The following is a 19,191-nucleotide window of genomic DNA, read 5'->3' as shown; positions in this document are numbered from 1 at the left end:
GCGCGAAACCCACCACAAGATGAGATTTCTTTTAAGGATCGTGGGAGATGACCACGTTGATAGGCTATAGATGTAAAGGCAGTAATGTCATAGTCGAGTAGTACTAATAATCCGTAAGCTTATGTACGCTTTTCCCCCGATGTAAATCGGGGGAGGAAACTTTCTAAATGAATTAAAATTCTTTATCTCAGTATGTTAAAATATTGTTTAATTGATAATTAACAATTTATAATTGATAATTAATGATTAAAAGCTGCTTGCAGCGAATGACCTTAAGGTGGTTATTGCGGCGGGGCTCACCTCTTCCCATCCCGAACAGAGAAGTTAAGACCGCCTGCGCAGATGGTACTGCATTTTGTGGGAGAGTATGTCGTCGCCTTTCTTTGAAAACCCTATCCAATTTGGATAGGGTTTTTTGTTTTATACCTCAAGTCCACCGGACTTGCTCCTCTTAATTTCAAATGTTGCCTTTAGTTTCGTTCAGTCGGTCATAGCCCTCGAGTCTTTAATTCGACCGTAACGAACTTACTTAGTAAAAGTCTATTCAATTTGGAGGGGGTATTCATTTTAAAATTATTTTTATTGTTTCATAGCGTATTGGCAACAATATTTTATTGGACATTCATAACATTTTGGATGAGGACGACAATTTTCTCTCCCTAAAAATGAAATGTACATACCTATGTCATTCCAAATTTCTCTTGATAATACAGACATCAATTCTTTTTCTGCTTTTAAACCATCTTTTGTTGGTTTTATAATTCCAATTCTTGGAGCTACACGTAGAACATGTAAATCAACCATTATTCCTTCTAATGTTACTTTGGCTTCCCTCATAATTACATTTGCGGATTTTCGACCGATTCCTTTTAAAGATGTTAATTCTTTTATTGTTAATGGGATATGTGATTCCTTCTTTATTGTATTTGCAATATTGAAAATCCAAAGAGCTTTGTTTTCGTGATATTTTACATCAATAATAAAACTATTTATTTCTTTAATATTTGATTGGGTTAAGCTTAATAAATCAGGAAATTTATTAAAAAAATCAAGAGCAATTTTATTAATGTTGTCGTCTGAATCTTGAGCAGATAAAATTGTCATGATAAGTAATTGATAAATATTTCTGTACTCTAAAGGATGTTTTTTATCCCTATATTTCTCTAAAATTGGGTGTAATTCTTCTTTCCAATCAATTGGTTTGTTGAATAAATCCATATTGAAATTTAATAATTAATTGTTTTAAGTTTTTTTGAAGTCAATTTTGTTATTAAATTATTATTATTTGAAATTCATTAGTGCAATAGAAATTATAATTATATAATTTTAAGCTGTAAAATGTGAGAAAAAAATGATTGCACAATGTGATTTTTTTTAAATTATCAATTTACAATCGCTTTGTGATAATTGATTTTATTTTTTACTTTTTACTTTAATTGTTTTTAAATTTTACTATATTTAAAAAAAGTTAAATAGTGATAATTTTTATAAAATTATTATTCTTTTTGTATAATTCGGGATATTTTAACGTAACTTTTTTATTCTATTTTTTTAAACCTAAAATAAATTTAAATCAATAAATGGAAATATTTCATATTAGTGCTGAGTGTTACCCAGTTGCAAAAGTAGGAGGTCTTGCTGATGTGGTTGGCGCATTGCCAAAATATCAATCTAAAGCTGGTCATGATGTAAGGGTTGTGATGCCTTGCTATGAAACTAAATTTCGTAATGATAATGAATTTGAATGTGTACATTGGGGAACAGTCAAATTGGGAAATTTTAATTTTCCTTTTAGTGTTCTCAAAGAAAAGACCGATAAACTAGGTTTTGAATTGTACTTAATGGAAATACCGGAACTATTTGATAGGAAGGATGTTTATGGTTATGAAGATGATATAGAACGTTTTGTGACTTTTCAAATAGCAACCTTAGATTGGATTATAGGAAGAGCTTCAATGCCAGATGTTATTAATTGTCATGATCATCACACGGGCTTGATTCCATTTATGATGCAATATTGTTATAAATATGATCAATTGCTAGATACACCTTCAATGATAACTATTCATAATGGATTGTATCAGGGGCAATTTAATTTTGATAAGTTGCATTATTTTCCAGAATTTGATTTATCTCATGTAAAGATATTAGAATGGAGTCATTGTATAAATTCATTAGCAGTTGGTGTTAAATGTGCTAATGCTGTGACAACTGTATCACCTAGTTATTTGGATGAAATTAATCAATCGGCTAATGGTTTAGAATCATTATTTAATCTTGTAAGATATAAATCTAAAGGGATTTTAAACGGAATTGATACACAAGTTTGGGATCCTGCTAAGGATAAAATGTTAGAGAAAAATTACTCTCTTAAAAATTTTGAAAAAGGAAAGCAACAAAATAAAGAAACACTTTGTACATTATTTAATTTAGATCCTACAAAGCCCTTGTTTAGCTTCATTGGTAGGCTTTGGGATGAAAAAGGGGGGGATTTATTACCTCAAGCATCTGCATTAGCATTATCAGAAAATTTTAAAAATATAAACATACTGATTTTAGGTTCTGGAAATATAAATATCGAAAATCAATTAAATAGTTTACTAGTTGATTATAAAGGTAATTACAACACTTTTATTGGATATAACGAGGAATTAGCACATTTGATTTATGCTGGTGCTGATTTCTTATTAATGCCTTCAAGGGTAGAACCATGTGGTTTAAATCAAATGTATTCATTACGATATGGAACTATACCAATAGTAAGAAGAACTGGTGGGTTACAAGATACTGTTGTTGATTTTGGAGATGATGGAAATGGAATTTGTCATAATCAGGCATCAGTGGGCGATATCTGTTATTCCATTCAAAGAGCTATTCATTTATATGAAGATAAGGAACTTTTGAATGAAATTAGAAAAAAAGGAATGAATACTGATCATTCATGGGAAAAAGCCAGTCAGGAATATATAGACATGTACAACTTAATAATTAACAAAATATGAAGGCTAAAAGAAAAAACGTTATTGCTATTATCTTAGGTGGAGGGCAAGGATCTAGATTATATCCATTAACAGAGACTAGATCTAAGCCAGCGGTACCCGTAGGAGGGAAATATAGATTGGTAGATATTCCTATATCAAATTGTATGAATTCAGACATTTATAGAATGTTTGTTTTAACACAATTTAATTCGGCTTCACTTAATGCACATATCAAAAACACATATGTATTTAGCGCTTTTAGTCAAGCTTTTGTTGATATTTTAGCTGCCGAACAAACCCCGGATAACCCTACTTGGTTTCAAGGAACCGCTGATGCAGTAAGACAATGTATGCCTCATTTTTTAAATCACGATTTTGATTATGCTTTAATTCTATCAGGAGATCAGTTATATCAAATGGATTTTAATGATATGATCGAAGAACATATTAAAAACCAAGCCGATATAACCATTGCAACTTTACCGGTTAATGCTAAAGATGCTCCTGAATTTGGTATTTTAAAAACGAATAATGATAGTTGTATTGAATCTTTTATTGAAAAACCAGCCAAAGAATTATTACCTGATTGGACGTCTAATGTGAGTGACCAAATGAAAGCTGAGGGTAAAAATTACTTAGCGTCTATGGGTATATATATATTTAATAAACAACTTTTAGTGGATTTAATGGCGAATCCTAATACAAAAGATTTTGGTAAAGAAATTATACCTCAAGCAGTTGGTGAGCAAAAAATTCTTAGTTATCAATATGAAGGATATTGGACAGATATCGGAAATATTGATTCATTCTTTGAAGCTAATATTGGTTTAACTGAAGATGTTCCTAAATTCAATTTATTTGATAACGATAATAAAATTTTCACCAGACCTCGTTTATTGCCACCTTCAAAATTTAAAAATGCGATGGTAGATAAATCTTTGATTTCTGAAGGCTGTATAATAAATGCTAAAGAGATTGTACATTCAGTCATTGGAATTCGTTCTCGTGTAGGTAAGGATACCGTGATTAGAAATACCTATGTAATGGGTAATGATTATTATCAAAGTATCGAAGACATGCAAGAAGATACAAAAAAGAATAAAATATTAGTGGGTATTGGCGAGGGTTGTTACATTAATAATGCATTAGTAGACAAAAACTGTAGAATAGGAAATAATGTATATATTAATGGAGGAAGTCATTTAGAAAATTCTACAAACGAATTGTATGCTGTTAAAGAAGGAATTGTAGTAATTAAGAAAGGTGTGACTTTGCCTGACAATTTTAAAATTGGATAAGTTATTAAACTGTTTTTTTATATCAATATTCTATATCTTAAGATTTAGAATTATACCCAAAATACTATGAGTAATGTTATTTCGCATTCCCTTTTTACTGATTTTGATATTAACTTATTCAAAGCTGGAAAACATTTTAGATTGTATGAAAAGTTAGGTGCGCATTTGATTGAATTAAATGGAGTTCAAGGTGTTTATTTTGCAGTTTGGGCTCCTACAGCACATTCGGTTTCTGTAGTGGGAGATTTTAATTTCTGGACTCAAGGGGAGCACGAACTTTATGTTAGATGGGATTCTTCAGGAATTTGGGAAGGATTTATTCCAAACGTACAAAAAGGTACAAATTACAAGTACAAGATATTATCGAATAATCAAGGTTTGGTTACAGAAAAAGCCGATCCTTTTGCCTTTTATTGTGAAAAACCGCCTCATACTGCATCTGTAGTTTGGGATTTAGAGCATGACTGGAAAGATTCTGACTGGATGAAAACCAGAAAGGAACATAATGATTTAGATAAACCATATTCGGTTTATGAAGTTCATTTGGGTTCATGGAAACGTGCCGAAGGTAATCAATTTTTAAGTTACTTAGACTTAGCCGAAGATTTAGTGAGTTATGTCAAAGAAATGGGATTTACTCATGTTGAGTTTATGCCTGTTATGGAGTATCCTTATGATCCTTCTTGGGGATACCAATTAGTAGGATATTTTGCTCCAACCTCTCGTTTTGGTGATCCACAAGGCTTTATGACTTTGGTAGATAAATTACATCAAGCAGGAATTGGAGTTATTTTGGATTGGGTTCCTTCTCATTTTCCAGATGATGCTCATGGTTTGGGTTATTTTGATGGTTCTCATTTATATGAACATCCAGACAGAAGAAAAGGTTATCATCCAGATTGGAAAAGTTTGGTGTTTAATTACGGAAGAAATGAAGTACGCTCTTTTTTAATTAGTAATGCTTTATTTTGGTTGCATCATTATCATGTTGATGGCTTAAGAGTAGATGCTGTAGCCTCTATGTTATATTTAGATTATTCTAGAAATGATGGTGAATGGGAGCCTAATATTTTTGGTGGAAGGGAAAACTTAGATACGATTAGTTTTCTTAAAGAATTCAATGAAGTTGTTTATGCTAACTATGAGGGGGTTCAGACTATTGCAGAGGAAAGCACTTCTTTTCCAATGGTTTCCAGACCAACATCTGTTGGAGGTCTTGGATTTGGGATGAAGTGGATGATGGGCTGGATGCATGATAGCTTAAAGTATTTCCAAAGAGCAACAGTGTATAGAAAATACCATCAAAATGATTTGACTTTTTCAATGACCTATACTTTTACCGAAAATTTCATGTTACCTTTATCGCACGATGAAGTGGTTTATGGCAAAAAATCAATTGCTGATAGAATGCCTGGGGATGAATGGCAACGATTTGCTAATTTACGTTTGCTTTATGGTTATATGTTTACGCACCCGGGAACTAATTTGTTGTTTATGGGGGGTGAATTTGGACAAATCAAAGAATGGGATTTTCAAGAAAGTTTAGATTGGCATTTGCTACAATACCCTGTACATGGTGGAGCTCAACAATATGTTAAGGATTTAAATAATCTATATAAATCGGAACCAGCCTTATATCAAAAACAATTTAGTCCAGAGGGGTTTGAATGGATTAATTATTCCGATCATCTAAATGCGGTTATCTCTTATATTAGAAAAGGAAATGATACGAAAGATGATTTGATTGTTGTCTGTAATTTTACCCAAATGGTTCGTAAAAATTACCGAATAGGGGTTCCTAGAAATGGAAAACTTAAAGAAATTTTCAATAGTGATTCAATGAAATATCAAGGTAGCAATGTGGAGAATATAACCGATATAAAAATTGAATCTTCACCTTATGATGGTAGAGATTATTCGGTTGAAATAGTAATTCCACCTTTAAGTGTTACTGTTTTTAAATATTTATAGTTTTTTTGGCAATGCTAAAAAGGACTCAAAATATAAATAATAATTTTTCTAAAAAAGAAGTGTTAATGTCAAAATTAATACTTCTTTTTTTTGTTATATGCGCAACTATATCGTTTTCGTGAATATAATAAGTATTGTTCTTATTTGAATAACTTTTTTTGTAAGTTTGAAAGAGTCACGATGATAATAATCAAATCCTAAATTATGATTACAAATACCGAATTAGAATACAAAGGAGATTTATATCCTTCAAAAATAGTTTCTTACACGCATGATGTAGATTCCATATTTTTTTATACTGACAACAGTGTCATTTTAAAACTTACTGTTTTAAGAGATAGTTTGATTCGTTTTCGTTTTACAACTAAAGGATATTTTAGTAATGATTTCTCATACGCAATAGATAAAAGTCATTCTCATGGGTATAACCATTTGGAGGTGACAGAAGAAGAAAGCTATTTCCAAATTACAACGAATAAAATCATCTGTAAAATTCAAAAAATAGATTTAAGAGCTTCTATTTTTGATTTAAAAGGCAATGTTATTTTAGAAGATGAACTTGGTTTTCATTGGGAGGAATCCTATGAATTTGGTGGAAATATTGTTAAAATGAGTAAAACTTCCAAAGATGGAGAGTGTTTTTACGGTTTAGGTGATAAAGCCACACAATTAAATTTAAAAGGAAAACGCGTTGAGAATTTTGCAACAGACCAATATGCTTTCCAAAAAGATCAAGAACCTTTATATAAAGTGGTTCCGTTTTATATTGGTTTACATCATAAACAAGCCTATGGAATTTTCTTCGATAATACTTTCAGAACCTATTTTGATTTTTGTCATGAAAGAAGAAATGTAACTAGTTTTTGGGCTCATGGAGGAGAAATGAACTATTATTTCTTTTATGGACCAAATATGCAAGACGTTGTAACCTCTTATACCGATTTAACTGGTAAGCCTGAATTGCCACCTCTTTGGGCACTTGGTTACCATCAATGTAAATGGAGTTACTATCCTGAAAGTAATGTAAAAGAAGTTACAGCTAAGTTTAGAGAATTACAAATTCCATGTGATGCGATCTATTTAGATATTGATTATATGGAGGGTTTTAGATGTTTTACTTGGAATAAAGAATATTTCCCTGATCCTAAGCGAATGGTGACCGAATTAGCTCAAGATGGTTTTAAAACGATTGTAATTATTGATCCAGGAATCAAAATTGATAAAGAGTATTGGGTTTACAAAGAAGCTTTAGCCAAAGATTATTTTTGCAAAAGAGCTGATGGTCCTTATATGAAAGGTAAAGTATGGCCAGGTGAATGTAATTTCCCGGATTTTACGAATCCTGAAGTAAGAGAGTGGTGGGCTGGATTATTTAAAGAATTAGTTTCAGAAATTGGTGTTAAAGGAGTATGGAATGATATGAACGAACCAGCTGTTATGGAGGTTCCTAATAAAACATTTCCAAATGATGTTCGCCATGATTATGACGGAAATCCTTGCAGTCATAGAAAAGCACATAATATCTATGGGACTCAAATGGCAAGAGCTACTTATCATGGTGTAAAACGTTTTGCATATCCAAAACGCCCTTTTATTATTACAAGATCGGCCTATTCTGGAGCACAACGTTATACCTCTTCATGGACAGGTGACAACGTTGCTAGTTGGGAACATTTATGGATTGCAAACATTCAAGTTCAAAGAATGTCAATTTCAGGAATGGGATTCACGGGATCTGATATAGGAGGTTTTGCTGAGCAACCTACAGGTGAATTGTATGCGAGATGGATACAATTAGGGGTTTTTCATCCATTTTGTAGAACACACTCATCAGGAGATCACGGAAATCAAGAACCATGGGCTTTTGATGAGGAAGTTATTGATATTACTAGAAAGTTTGTCAGTCTACGTTATCAATTATTACCTTATTTATACACCATGTTTTGGCAATATATTGAAGAAGGAACTCCAATGTTAAAACCATTAGTGTATTTTGATCAAGAGGATATTCAAACACATTATAGAAATGATGAGTTTATTTTTGGAAATCAAATTTTGGTTTGTCCAATTCTTGAACCAAATGCGCAAGGGCGTAGAATGTACATTCCAAGAGGGGAATGGTATAATTACTGGACAAATACCTTGGTTAAAGGTGGGAAAGAAACGTGGGTTGATACAAAATTTGATGAGATTCCTGTTTTTGTAAAATCGGGAGCAATTATTCCAAAATATCCTGTTCAGCAATATGTGGGGGAATTAGAATTTGATGAATTGACACTAGATATTTATTATAAAGCAGGAAAAGAAAAATCAGTTGTTTATGAGGATGCTCAAGACGGTTACGATTACAAGAAAGGAAGGTTTAGCTTTTTGTCTTTTCAAATGACAGGTAAAGAGAATGAAGTAAATATCCAATTGCACAAAGAAGGAAAGTATGACACAAAATATACTAAATTTAAAATCAACTTTATAGGATTGCCTTTCGAAATTAAAACCGTTGAAATTGATAATGAAATTATAGCATTTGATGCCAAAAGCTTTAAAGAAAATCAATATATGATTATTCCAAAAGATTTTAATGTTTTACACATTTCGGCATAAAAATAAATATGTTGATAGAATTCTATTTAATTTTATAAAACATTAGCTAATAAAAACAGTATTTTTGTTTTGTAAAACTAAACTATCATGAAAAAGAATTTATTATTTATAGGAATTGCTACATTAGGCTTGATTTATTCTTGTGCTACTAATCCATTAACGGGAAAAAAAACATTGAATTTTGTTTCTAATAGTGAACTTTTTCCGTCGTCTTTTCAACAGTATGGAACTTTTTTAAAGGAAAATAAAGTTATTTCAGGGACTGCTGATGCAAAAAAAGTAGAAACTGTAGGAATGAAAATCAAATCGGCTGCTGAACGTTATTTAGCCTCATTGGGGCAAAATGATTATTTAAAAGATTACCAATGGGAATACAAGTTAGTAGATAGTAAAGAGGTTAATGCATGGTGTATGCCAGGAGGAAAAATTGTAGTATATACAGGAATTTTGCCTATCACTAAAAACGATGCTGGTTTAGCTACTGTTATGGGACATGAAGTTTCTCATGCTTTGGCAAATCATGGTGCGCAAAGAATGAGTGCCTCTCAATTGCAATCTTTAGGTGCTGTAGGTGTTGCTGCTGCCACTGGAAGTCAAAGTGCAGAAAAACAAAAGATGTGGCAACAATATTATGGTATTGGTTCTCAAGTAGGAGTGATGCTTCCTTTTAGTAGAAATCATGAAACAGAAGCGGATAAAATTGGTTTAATATTAATGGCAATTGCTGGTTATAACCCAGAAGAAGCAATTAATTTTTGGACTCGAATGTCAGCTAATTCAGGAGGTCAAGCACCAGCTGAATTATTAAGCACTCACCCTTCTGATGCTACTCGTATAGCTAACTTAAAAGCAATGGTACCAGAGGCTAAAGCTGTTGCAGCTAAGTTTGGAGTTGTTTTTAAATAAAAATAAATTGTTACTTATAGAAGCCAATTCGTTTGAATTGGCTTTTTTTATATAAATTCGGCAAAAAAACCTAATAGACATGATTCAGTTACAAAAAGGAGATAAGAAGTTATTGAATGCTTGGGCATTTTATGATTGGGCAAATTCAGTTTACACTTTAACAATTAGTTCGGCAGTTTTTCCAATTTTTTATGATGCTTTATTTATAGATAAAGGGCGTTACATTAGTTTTTTAGGTTTCAATGTTAAAAATTCAGCATTAATAAGTTTTGTTACAGCTACAGCATTTATAATTGTTTCTTTTTTATCACCGTTATTATCCGGTATCGCTGATTATGTAGGGAATAAAAAACTGTTTATGAAATTCTTTTGCTACATGGGAGCGCTTTCTTGTGTGGGTTTGTATTGGTTTGACTTAGACCATATTTATATAAGTTTAATGTTTTATTTATTAGGGTTAGTAGGCTTTTGGGGGAGTTTGGTTTTTTATAATTCCTATTTGCCTGATATTGCATTCGAGGAGCAGCAAGATGCCATAAGTGCAAAAGGCTATTCTTTAGGATATTTAGGTAGTGTTTTATTATTAATTATCAATTTGGCAATGGTAATGAAACCAGAATGGTTTAATATTACAGATACAAATGGTCAGTTTTCAGCAATGAAAGCCATGCGATATTCTTTTGTTATGGTTGGCGTTTGGTGGATTGTATTTAGTCAATATACCTATTATTTTTTACCAAAAGGAAATAATAATTCAAATCAAAAGGTAACAAAAGCTATTGTTTTTAATGGTTTTAAAGAATTGAAAAAAGTGTGGTTTTTATTAGAAGAAAATGAACGCTTAAAATCCTATTTAAAAAGTTTTTTTGTTTACAGTATGGCAGTACAAACGGTAATGTTAGTAGCTACGTATTTTGGTTCACAAGAAATAGAATGGGAATCAAAAGATCAAGGTACTATAGGTTTGATAGTTTGTATTTTACTAATTCAAGTTTTAGCCATTTTAGGTGCATATACTACTTCTATAGCTTCTGAGATATATGGAAATGTTAAAACATTAATGTTTATTAATAGCATTTGGTTTTTCTTGTGTATTGGGGCTTATTTTATCACATTGCCAATTCATTTTTATACAATGGCAGCGTTGGTTGGTTTAGTTATGGGAGGGATTCAGTCTTTATCTCGTTCCACTTATTCAAAATTTTTACCGCAAACTAATGATACCGCTTCTTTTTTTAGTTTTTATGATGTAGCTGAAAAAATAGGGATTGTTATTGGTATGTTAGTCTATGGAATAATTGATCAAATAACCGGAAGTCCACGTTTAGCTATTGTATTTTTAGCAGTTTTTTTCATGATAGGAGTTCTTTTGTTAAGAAATGTACCGAAAAAAATAGTAAGAAAAATAAAATAAAAAATTATATTTGGACTTTAAAATAAAAGCTCCAAATTATGAGAATCTTAAATTTAAAATCACCTTTTTTAGTTCTTTTTTTAGTAAGTCTCTTTTGTTCTTGTGTCTATGAGCCTATTGATGGTACCGTAGAATCTAATGCTGCATTTAAAGTTGATTTTAATGGTAAAACATGGATTGCACAAGAGACTTCTGTTGTTATTTCGGGTAATTATATAGAAATTTCGGCTGTTAAAGCCAATGGTGAAGGTTTTGGTATTTTGGTTGAAGCGAATAAAAAGGGAACATATCCTGCCAATATTAATTTATTAGCTTTTACACCAGCCACAACAGATTTTGGTTTTGTTTCTTTAAATCCTGATGATGAAAATGAAGATACGGGTTCTATCACGATAACAAAAATTGATACCGAAAAGAAAACAATTTCAGGTACATTTTCATTTAAAGGTTATTGGAGTGATACTGATAGTACTATTGCCCCTGTTCTGTTTACCAAAGGTGTTTTTACTGATTTACCATATATTACAGAGAGTGAGACTGAAGATGCTTTTTCGGCAAAAGTAAATGGTTCTTCCTTTGTAAGTAATGATATTATGGGAATGTTAGTAGGTGAGGATAGTGATGAATGGATTGCTATAAGTGCACAAGATGCCAATATGAATACAATATCGGTAAACGTTAAAAACAATTTAGCACCTGGAGAATATACTATTAGCAGTAATAGACTGACCGATAAGGTGCAGGCTTCTTATGAAGATGAAAATGATGAATACATCGCTATTTCAGGTACTGTCAAAATTATTTCAAATGCCGATGATAGGATTAAAGGAACTTTTTCATTTGCAACAAATGGAGCTTCACCTTTTCAAATAACCGAAGGTAGCTTTGATGTAAGTTATTAAATAAGATACTTTTAAAGTAGTGCCTTCAAAGAGTAAATTGCTTTTTGAAGGCATTTTGTTTTTTGCTTATGGCATAAAGATTGAATTATATAATGGAAATACATTTGTTATTTATGTTGTTAATTGATTTTCAGCAACATAAAATATTTTAATACTAACTTTGTTATTGGGTATACATTTTATTTAATGACAAAAAGACTTAAATTTTACTATGTCAAAACATAAAATACTAACTATTGACAATCTGTCACAACATGAATTTGATTCAGAAGCAGAATTAATTCCATTAATGACACCAGAAGATGAAGAAGAAATGAACAAAGAGATGTTGCCTTTTTCTTTGCCAATTCTTCCGTTGCGTAATATGGTATTATTCCCAGGAGTTGTTATTCCTATTACAGCTGGTAGAGATAAGTCAATTAAACTAATAGATGACGCTAATGCCGAAAGTAAAATTATAGGTGTTGTAGCTCAAAAAAATGAAGATATTGAAGATCCTACTAAAGACGATATCAATGCCATCGGTACTGTTGCCCGTATTTTACGTGTACTTAAAATGCCTGATGGTACTACAACCGTTATCTTACAAGGTAAAAAACGTTTTGAAATTGATGCTATAACTTCAGAGGATCCTTATTTATCAGCTACAATTAAAGATTTTGCTGAAGAAAGACCAGATAGTGAAGATTCTGAATTTGTAGCGATTTTAGATTCCATTAAAGAATTGGCTATTCAAATTATCAAGGTAAGTCCTAACATTCCTAGTGAAGCTACATTTGCTATTAAAAACATCGAAAGCCAGTCTTTCTTAATCAATTTTGTTACTTCTAACATGAATTTGTCTGTTAAAGAAAAACAAGATTTATTAGTTATCAATAATTTAAAGGACAGAGCATTAGAAACGCTAAAATACATGAATATTGAGTTGCAAAAAATGGAACTTAAAAATGATATTCAATCTAAAGTACGTTTCGATTTAGACCAGCAACAAAGAGAATATTTCCTTCATCAACAGATGAAAACCATTCAGGAAGAATTGGGAGGATCAACCCAAGAAGAGGAAATGGACGAAATGTTAGCAAAGTCTAAAGAAAAAAAATGGGATGAAAAAACGCAGAAAATTTTTGAAAAAGAATTGACTAAAATGCGTCGAATGAATCCGCAGGCTCCTGATTACAGTATTCAAAGAAATTACTTGGAGTTATTATTGGATTTACCTTGGAATGAGTTTTCTAAAGATAATTTTGATTTAAAAAATGCTCAAAAAATTCTTGATAGAGATCATTTTGGATTAGAAGAAGTTAAGAAGCGAATGATTGAACACTTGGCTGTTTTGAAGCTAAGAAACGATATGAAATCGCCAATTATATGTTTAACAGGACCTCCGGGAGTTGGTAAAACTTCTATAGGACGTTCGGTTGCTGAAGCACTTGGTAGAGAATATGTTCGTATTTCTTTAGGAGGATTACGTGATGAAGCGGAAATTAGAGGTCATAGAAAAACCTATATTGGAGCTATGCCGGGACGAATTATTCAAAGTTTGAAAAAAGCAGGTACTTCTAATCCGGTTTTTGTTTTAGATGAAATCGATAAATTATCTAATAGTAATCATGGCGATCCATCATCTGCATTGTTAGAAGTTTTAGATCCAGAACAAAACAATGCCTTTTATGATAATTTCGTTGAGTTAGGCTATGATTTGTCTAAGGTAATGTTTATTGCTACGTCAAATAATATGAGTACCATTCAGCCAGCCTTAAGAGACCGAATGGAGATTATCAAAATGTCAGGTTATACTATTGAAGAAAAAGTAGAAATAGCTAAGCAGCATTTATTTCCACGTCAATTAAAAGAGCATGGATTAACTTCTAAAGATTTGACTATTGGTAAAAAACAATTGGAAAAAATTATCGAAGGTTATACCCGTGAGTCAGGTGTTCGCGGATTAGAAGCTAAAATTGCTCAAGTAATTCGTAATGCAGCTAAATCAGTTGCGATGGAAGAGGAGTACAACAAAAAAGTAACTGACGAAGATATTGTAAAAGTTCTTGGTGTTCCAAGATTAGAACGAGATAAATACGAAAGCAATGATGTGGCAGGTGTTGTTACAGGATTGGCCTGGACAAGCGTAGGAGGAGATATTTTATTTATTGAATCGTTACTTTCGCCAGGAAAAGGAAGTATGTCTATTACTGGAAATTTAGGTCAGGTAATGAAGGAATCGGCTACTATTGCTTTAGAATATATTAAAGCGAATGTAGAACAATTGGGATTGAATTCAGAATTGTTATCAAAATACAATATCCATTTGCACGTTCCTGAAGGAGCAACTCCAAAAGACGGACCAAGCGCTGGTATTGCAATGTTAACTTCTTTAGTGTCATTATTTACTCAAAAAAGAGTGAAGAAAAATATAGCCATGACTGGAGAAATAACACTTAGAGGAAAAGTATTGCCGGTTGGTGGAATAAAAGAGAAAATTTTAGCTGCTAAAAGAGCTAATATCAAAGAAATCATCTTGTGTCATGAAAACAAAAGTGATGTAGATGAAATCAAGCCTGAATACCTAACAGGAGTTACTTTTCATTATGTAAAAGAAATGAGTGAAGTATTAGCCATTTCGATTACAGATCAAAAAGTAAAAAATGCAAAGAAATTGTAGTTAAAGATCAAAAAAAAGTAAAATTCCAAATTCCAATTGTCACAATGAGTATGTCGAAGTGTTATTGGAATTTGGATTTTTTTTATTGTTTTTTCGGAATGAGATCGCAATACCAAAACCCGTAATCGTAAGCAGTGGAATCGTCTGAATCACAAGCTGTATTGGAGCTGTCTGTTTTTGGTTTTTTATATTTTCGGTACACAATTTCGCCTAATTCAAAATCAATTGGTTTTTGAAAAATTGGGCCATCAAAACAAAAGGTGTGAAATTCTCCATTTTCGCCGCATACATCTACATTTTCAGGTAAATCATCAATGAATTGCTGGTCAATAATTCTTCCAACGAAACTTTTGTCTAAATAGCGTTCATTCACACATACCACAACAGTTTGAAATCCTAAAGAGATGAATTCCTGAATTAAATCTTTTGTTGGTATTCTCCAAATAGGGAAAACACCTTCAAATCCCATTGTGTCTAATTTATCTTCGCGATACTGGCGTAAATCTTCCAGAAAAATATCTCCAAAAACCGAATAACTAATTCCTTTGTTTTTTAATTTTTCAAGTGTTTGTTGCATAACACTTTCGTAAACTTCCATTGTAGGCATTTCAGGAATTTCCATTATTTCTAAAGGAATTTTAATACTTTCAGCTTGTTGTTGTAATAATTCTACACGTACACCATGCATTGAGATACGCTGAAATTGTTGGTTAACACTCGTAAGTAAGTAATCAATTTTAAATTCTGGGTTTTGAAGAATTTTGTATAAGGCTAGAGCCGAATCTTTTCCGCTACTCCAGTTAAATAAGGCTTTTTTCAAGGGTAATTTAATATAATTTTAAGAGGTAAACTTACAAAAATACTTCGATTAGTTTATCAAACCTTTGTAACTTTGAAAATCTACCTTAATCTATTTTAAATGCGATTTATTTTTCTTTTTATTTCTGCTTTCGTTTTTGGACAACAAACAAAGAATGTTGATTTTACTTCCGTTTCAGCACACTTGAACCTTAATCCTAATGAAAAGTCAATTTCTGGTTTGATAAATTATACTTTCAAAGTACTTAAAGAAGTAGATACATTAAGGTTAGATGCCCAAAACATGGAATTTTTTGAAGTGAAGTTAAATAAGAAAAAAATAGCTTTCTTGAATTCCGGCAAGCAGTTACTTATTGTTTATCCTTTTAAAAAAGGAAAAAATACAATTACTTTTGAATATCAAGCTAAACCCAAACAAGCACTCTATTTTGTGGGTTCTAAAGAAGCAGATGATTTGCAAATTTGGACACAGGGTCAAGGCAGATATACCAGCCATTGGTTTCCTAGTTTTGATGACGTTAATGAAAAGTTGATTTTCAATCTTAGTGTTGGCTTTGATTCTGATTATAAAGTTGTTGCAAACGGGGTTTTAAAGAAAAAAATAAGCACAAATCAATCTACAATATGGCAGTATAAGATGCAAAAACCTATGAGTTCTTATTTGCTGATGTTAGCTATTGGTAAGTTTGAAAAGCAACGACAATTCTCAAAAACTAAAATTCCTTTGGATTTATATATTGGAAACAAAGAGCTTTCTCATTTTGAGCCTACCTATCGTTATTCCAAAACTGTTTTTGATTTTTTAGAAAAAGAAATTGGATATAAATACCCGTGGAAAGTTTATAAACAAGTTCCTGTAAGGGATTTTTTGTATGCAGGAATGGAAAATACATCAGCAACCTTATTTGCTACTCGGTATGTAGTAGATTCTACAGGTTTTGAAGATAGAAATTATACGAATGTAGATGCTCATGAATTAGCGCATCAATGGTTTGGTGATTTAGTGACAGCTACCAGCGGAAAGCATCATTGGTTGCAAGAGGGGTTTGCTACTTACTATGCGTTATTGGCTGAAAAAAACATATTTGGAGAGGATTATTTTTATTCGAAAATGTATGAATCGATTCAGCAAATAAAATTTGCTTCAAGAACGGATAGTATTCCTATTTTAAATGAAAAAGCAAGTTCGTTAAGTTATTATCAAAAAGGGGCTTGGGCTTTGTTTTCTTTACATCAGGCAATTGGTGATAAAGCATTCAAAAAAGTCATTAAAAATTACTTGAATAAGTATGCTTTCAAAAATGTTACAACGGCCGAATTTCTAGCTGAAGTTAAAAAAGTAAGTGATTTTGATACTCAACTTTTTTCTAAAGTATGGCTTGAATATACGATTGTTAATACTAATATTGTTAATGATTTACTTAATCAAAACAAATCATCTAAGCTTTTACTTGAAATTGACAAAATGAAATCAAAACCATTGATTGAAAAAATGGATTTCTTTAGGCAAATTTTGCAATCGGATCAATATCATTTCGTAAAGGAACATGTGGTAAACCAACTTAGAAATGAAAATTTTGAATTAAAAAAAGAGCTTTTGCAGATGGCTTTAAATACTAAAAATGTTCAAGTTCGTCAAGCGGTGGCCTATGCATTACCAAAAATTCCTGAAGAATTTCGATTGGATTATGAAACGCTTTTAGATGATAAATCCTATCAAACCCAAGAAATTGCTTTGTTATATTTATGGCGAAATTTTCCAGAACAACGAATAACGTATTTAAACAAAGCTAAAAATTGGATTGGTTTTAACGATTTGAATTTACGTACATTGTGGTTGTCCTTAGCTATCATGACACCGCAATACGAAGGAGATAAAAAAGCTATAATTGATGAATTAATCAGTTTGTCGTCTGAACGATTTGAAGCAACAACAAGGCAAAATGCATTGGAATATTTAATAGGTTTTCAATTAATTAATGAAGAAGTTTTAATTAATTTAGTGAAAGCCACGACACATCATACTTGGCAATTTTCTAAATTTGGACGTGATACTATTCGAACCTTATTGAAAAATAAAGAGCAAAAAGATGCTTTCATTCGAATTTTACCTAGTTTGAACGAAAAAGAACAAATTCAATTGAATCGATTATTAAATTAAACTATATGCGAGCATTGGTTATTTCTGGAGGTGGAAGTAAAGGGGCATTTGCAGGCGGTGTAGCCCAGTATTTGCTAGAAAATAAAAACATCAAATATGATTTATTTATAGGAACCTCTACAGGAAGTTTATTAATTCCACATCTTGCCTTGGGTAATATTGAAAAAATTAAACGTATTTACACTAATGTGAATATGAAGAAAATTTTCAATATTAATCCGTTTATAGTTAGGAAGAAAAAAGGAGTTAATGTAGTTAGTATTAATCACTTTAATGTCGTTTTACAATTTTTAAGAGGTCGAAGAACTTTTGGCGAAAGCAAAAAACTACGCTCGTACATTAAGAAAAATTTTTCGATTGATGAATTTAATCAGTTAAAGGCTTTAGGGACGGATATTGTTGTTACTGTTACCAATTTGACGAATAATCAAAGCGAATACAAATCGATAAAAGACTGTACTTATGATGAGTTTTGTGATTGGACTTGGATTTCTAGTAACTACATTCCTTTTATGAGTATCGTTAATATAAAAGGAAATGATTATGCCGATGGTGGATTTTCTAGCTTAGTTCCTATACAAGAAGCCATTTTAAGAGGTGCAACTGAAGTTGATGTTGTTATTCTTGAAACAGAAAAATCGACACCAAGGGTAGCAATTGGTAAAAATCCATTTTCGCTATTAATTGATTTGTTCCAAATCGAATTAGATCAAATTGAGAAGCACAATATTCTTTTAGGAACCATGGCGGCTTCTCATAACAATGTTAAACTCAATTTGTATTATACGCCAATTAATTTAACGGATAATGCTTTGATATTTAACAAAGAAAAAATGGCGCAATGGTGGGAACAAGGCTTTCAATATGCAATGAAAAAAAGTGAAGCATTAGAAACAATAGCCTAAGATTACCAAAGTTCGGCTACTTCATTTTTGATAAAAGACAAAGCTGTTGTGCTAGGTGAAGTTTTTTCTAATAATTCACTGATTACAAAAGTTCTTAATTCATCCGCATTCGTAACTTTTTCGTTTTTGGCAGCATTGCGTATCATTTGAACCGTAGCATTTTTGGCGGTTAAAATCACTGTCCAGCATTTGTCTGAAATGTAAATTTGTTGTGCAATATTATGTTCAAATTCTTGTTCGATATGGGCAATTATGTAGTTTTCATAATCGTTTTTGTTCGTCGAAATCGGATTGATGCGTACCATTAATTGAGAAGGATGAATGCGCTCCATGAACAATGTCATTCTTTCATAAGCCTGTAAACGCAAAGGCAGTGCAATTTTTTGATTATCTCTTTGAATAAGCCAAAGTCTGGTTTTTTGTTGGTCTTTAAAATGAGACTGAAACAAAAAATAGGCAACTCCGCCAGTAATTAATGATGGGATAGTATAAGCTAGTATTTCAATGATTTTAGTTGTGTCCATTAAGTATAAAATTTTAAAAGCAAAAATATACTTTTTGTTCTTCATTG

At 31.6% G+C, this 19,191-nt stretch carries 13 protein-coding genes and 2 rRNA genes; 12 read left to right on the top strand and 3 right to left on the bottom strand.

Annotated elements, in window-relative coordinates:
* Both ACFPTQ_RS10290 and rrf read left to right on the top strand, forming a co-directional pair.
* Positions 1–127 (top strand): 23S ribosomal RNA (locus ACFPTQ_RS10290); the annotation flags it as partial.
* A 146-nt stretch (positions 128–273) separates the two neighbouring features.
* Positions 274–382, top strand: a 5S ribosomal RNA gene (gene rrf, locus ACFPTQ_RS10285).
* Between the two features lie 197 nt (positions 383–579).
* Here the strand turns inward: rrf and ACFPTQ_RS10280 are convergent.
* Positions 580–1,218, bottom strand: coding sequence for an endonuclease III domain-containing protein (locus ACFPTQ_RS10280; protein ID WP_379777186.1), 639 nt, complete (start codon positions 1,216–1,218; stop codon positions 580–582).
* A 362-nt stretch (positions 1,219–1,580) separates the two neighbouring features.
* On the opposite strand from ACFPTQ_RS10280, the gene ACFPTQ_RS10275 reads away from it, so the two are divergent.
* The 8 genes from ACFPTQ_RS10275 (at position 1,581) to lon (ending at position 14,735) form a co-directional block, all read left to right on the top strand.
* On the top strand, positions 1,581–3,002 hold the full coding sequence (locus tag ACFPTQ_RS10275; protein WP_379777183.1) for a glycogen synthase: 1,422 nt from the start codon (positions 1,581–1,583) through the stop codon (positions 3,000–3,002).
* Positions 2,999–4,279, top strand: coding sequence for a glucose-1-phosphate adenylyltransferase (locus ACFPTQ_RS10270; RefSeq protein ID WP_379777180.1), 1,281 nt, complete (start codon positions 2,999–3,001; stop codon positions 4,277–4,279). The genes ACFPTQ_RS10275 and ACFPTQ_RS10270 overlap by 4 nt, the downstream gene beginning before the upstream one ends.
* 66 nt (positions 4,280–4,345) lie before the next feature.
* Positions 4,346–6,250, top strand: coding sequence for a 1,4-alpha-glucan branching protein GlgB (gene glgB, locus ACFPTQ_RS10265; RefSeq protein ID WP_379777177.1), 1,905 nt, complete (start codon positions 4,346–4,348; stop codon positions 6,248–6,250).
* Positions 6,251–6,454: 204 nt separating this feature from the next.
* Complete coding sequence (locus ACFPTQ_RS10260) at positions 6,455–8,851, top strand: glycoside hydrolase family 31 protein (protein WP_379777174.1); 2,397 nt, start codon at positions 6,455–6,457, stop codon at positions 8,849–8,851.
* Positions 8,852–8,938: 87 nt separating this feature from the next.
* Complete coding sequence (locus ACFPTQ_RS10255) at positions 8,939–9,757, top strand: M48 family metallopeptidase (RefSeq protein WP_379777172.1); 819 nt, start codon at positions 8,939–8,941, stop codon at positions 9,755–9,757.
* A gap of 79 nt (positions 9,758–9,836) precedes the next feature.
* Positions 9,837–11,171: an MFS transporter gene (locus ACFPTQ_RS10250; RefSeq protein WP_379777169.1), complete on the top strand. Its 1,335-nt coding sequence runs from the start codon at positions 9,837–9,839 to the stop codon at positions 11,169–11,171.
* A gap of 38 nt (positions 11,172–11,209) precedes the next feature.
* Positions 11,210–12,073, top strand: coding sequence for a DUF6252 family protein (locus ACFPTQ_RS10245; protein WP_379777166.1), 864 nt, complete (start codon positions 11,210–11,212; stop codon positions 12,071–12,073).
* A 211-nt stretch (positions 12,074–12,284) separates the two neighbouring features.
* The gene (gene lon / locus ACFPTQ_RS10240) at positions 12,285–14,735 is read left to right on the top strand and encodes an endopeptidase La (protein WP_379777164.1); all 2,451 of its coding nucleotides are present in this window, start codon (positions 12,285–12,287) and stop codon (positions 14,733–14,735) included.
* An 82-nt stretch (positions 14,736–14,817) separates the two neighbouring features.
* Here the strand turns inward: lon and ACFPTQ_RS10235 are convergent, their stop codons facing one another.
* Positions 14,818–15,555, bottom strand: a complete 738-nt coding sequence (locus ACFPTQ_RS10235; RefSeq protein ID WP_379777162.1) for a diphthine--ammonia ligase — start codon at positions 15,553–15,555, stop codon at positions 14,818–14,820.
* 99 nt (positions 15,556–15,654) lie between these two features.
* Here ACFPTQ_RS10235 and ACFPTQ_RS10230 point away from each other — a divergent pair, with 99 nt between their 5' ends.
* Positions 15,655–17,715: a M1 family metallopeptidase gene (locus ACFPTQ_RS10230; RefSeq protein ID WP_379777159.1), complete on the top strand. Its 2,061-nt coding sequence runs from the start codon at positions 15,655–15,657 to the stop codon at positions 17,713–17,715.
* Positions 17,716–17,720: 5 nt separating this feature from the next.
* Positions 17,721–18,620, top strand: a complete 900-nt coding sequence (locus ACFPTQ_RS10225) for a patatin-like phospholipase family protein (RefSeq protein WP_379777156.1) — start codon at positions 17,721–17,723, stop codon at positions 18,618–18,620.
* A 2-nt stretch (positions 18,621–18,622) separates the two neighbouring features.
* Here ACFPTQ_RS10225 and ACFPTQ_RS10220 read toward each other — a convergent pair whose 3' ends face one another.
* Positions 18,623–19,144 (bottom strand): hypothetical protein, encoded by a 522-nt coding sequence (locus ACFPTQ_RS10220; protein ID WP_379777153.1) that lies wholly within the window; start codon positions 19,142–19,144, stop codon positions 18,623–18,625.
* Between the last annotated feature and the right edge of the window lie 47 nt (positions 19,145–19,191).

The organism is Flavobacterium sp. GCM10022190, from assembly GCF_042656445.1.
Taxonomy (GTDB): Bacteria; Bacteroidota; Bacteroidia; order Flavobacteriales; family Flavobacteriaceae; genus Flavobacterium; species Flavobacterium nitratireducens.
The sequence above is the reverse complement of the archived record's forward strand: the minus strand, read 5'-3'. Positions and strand labels throughout refer to the sequence as shown.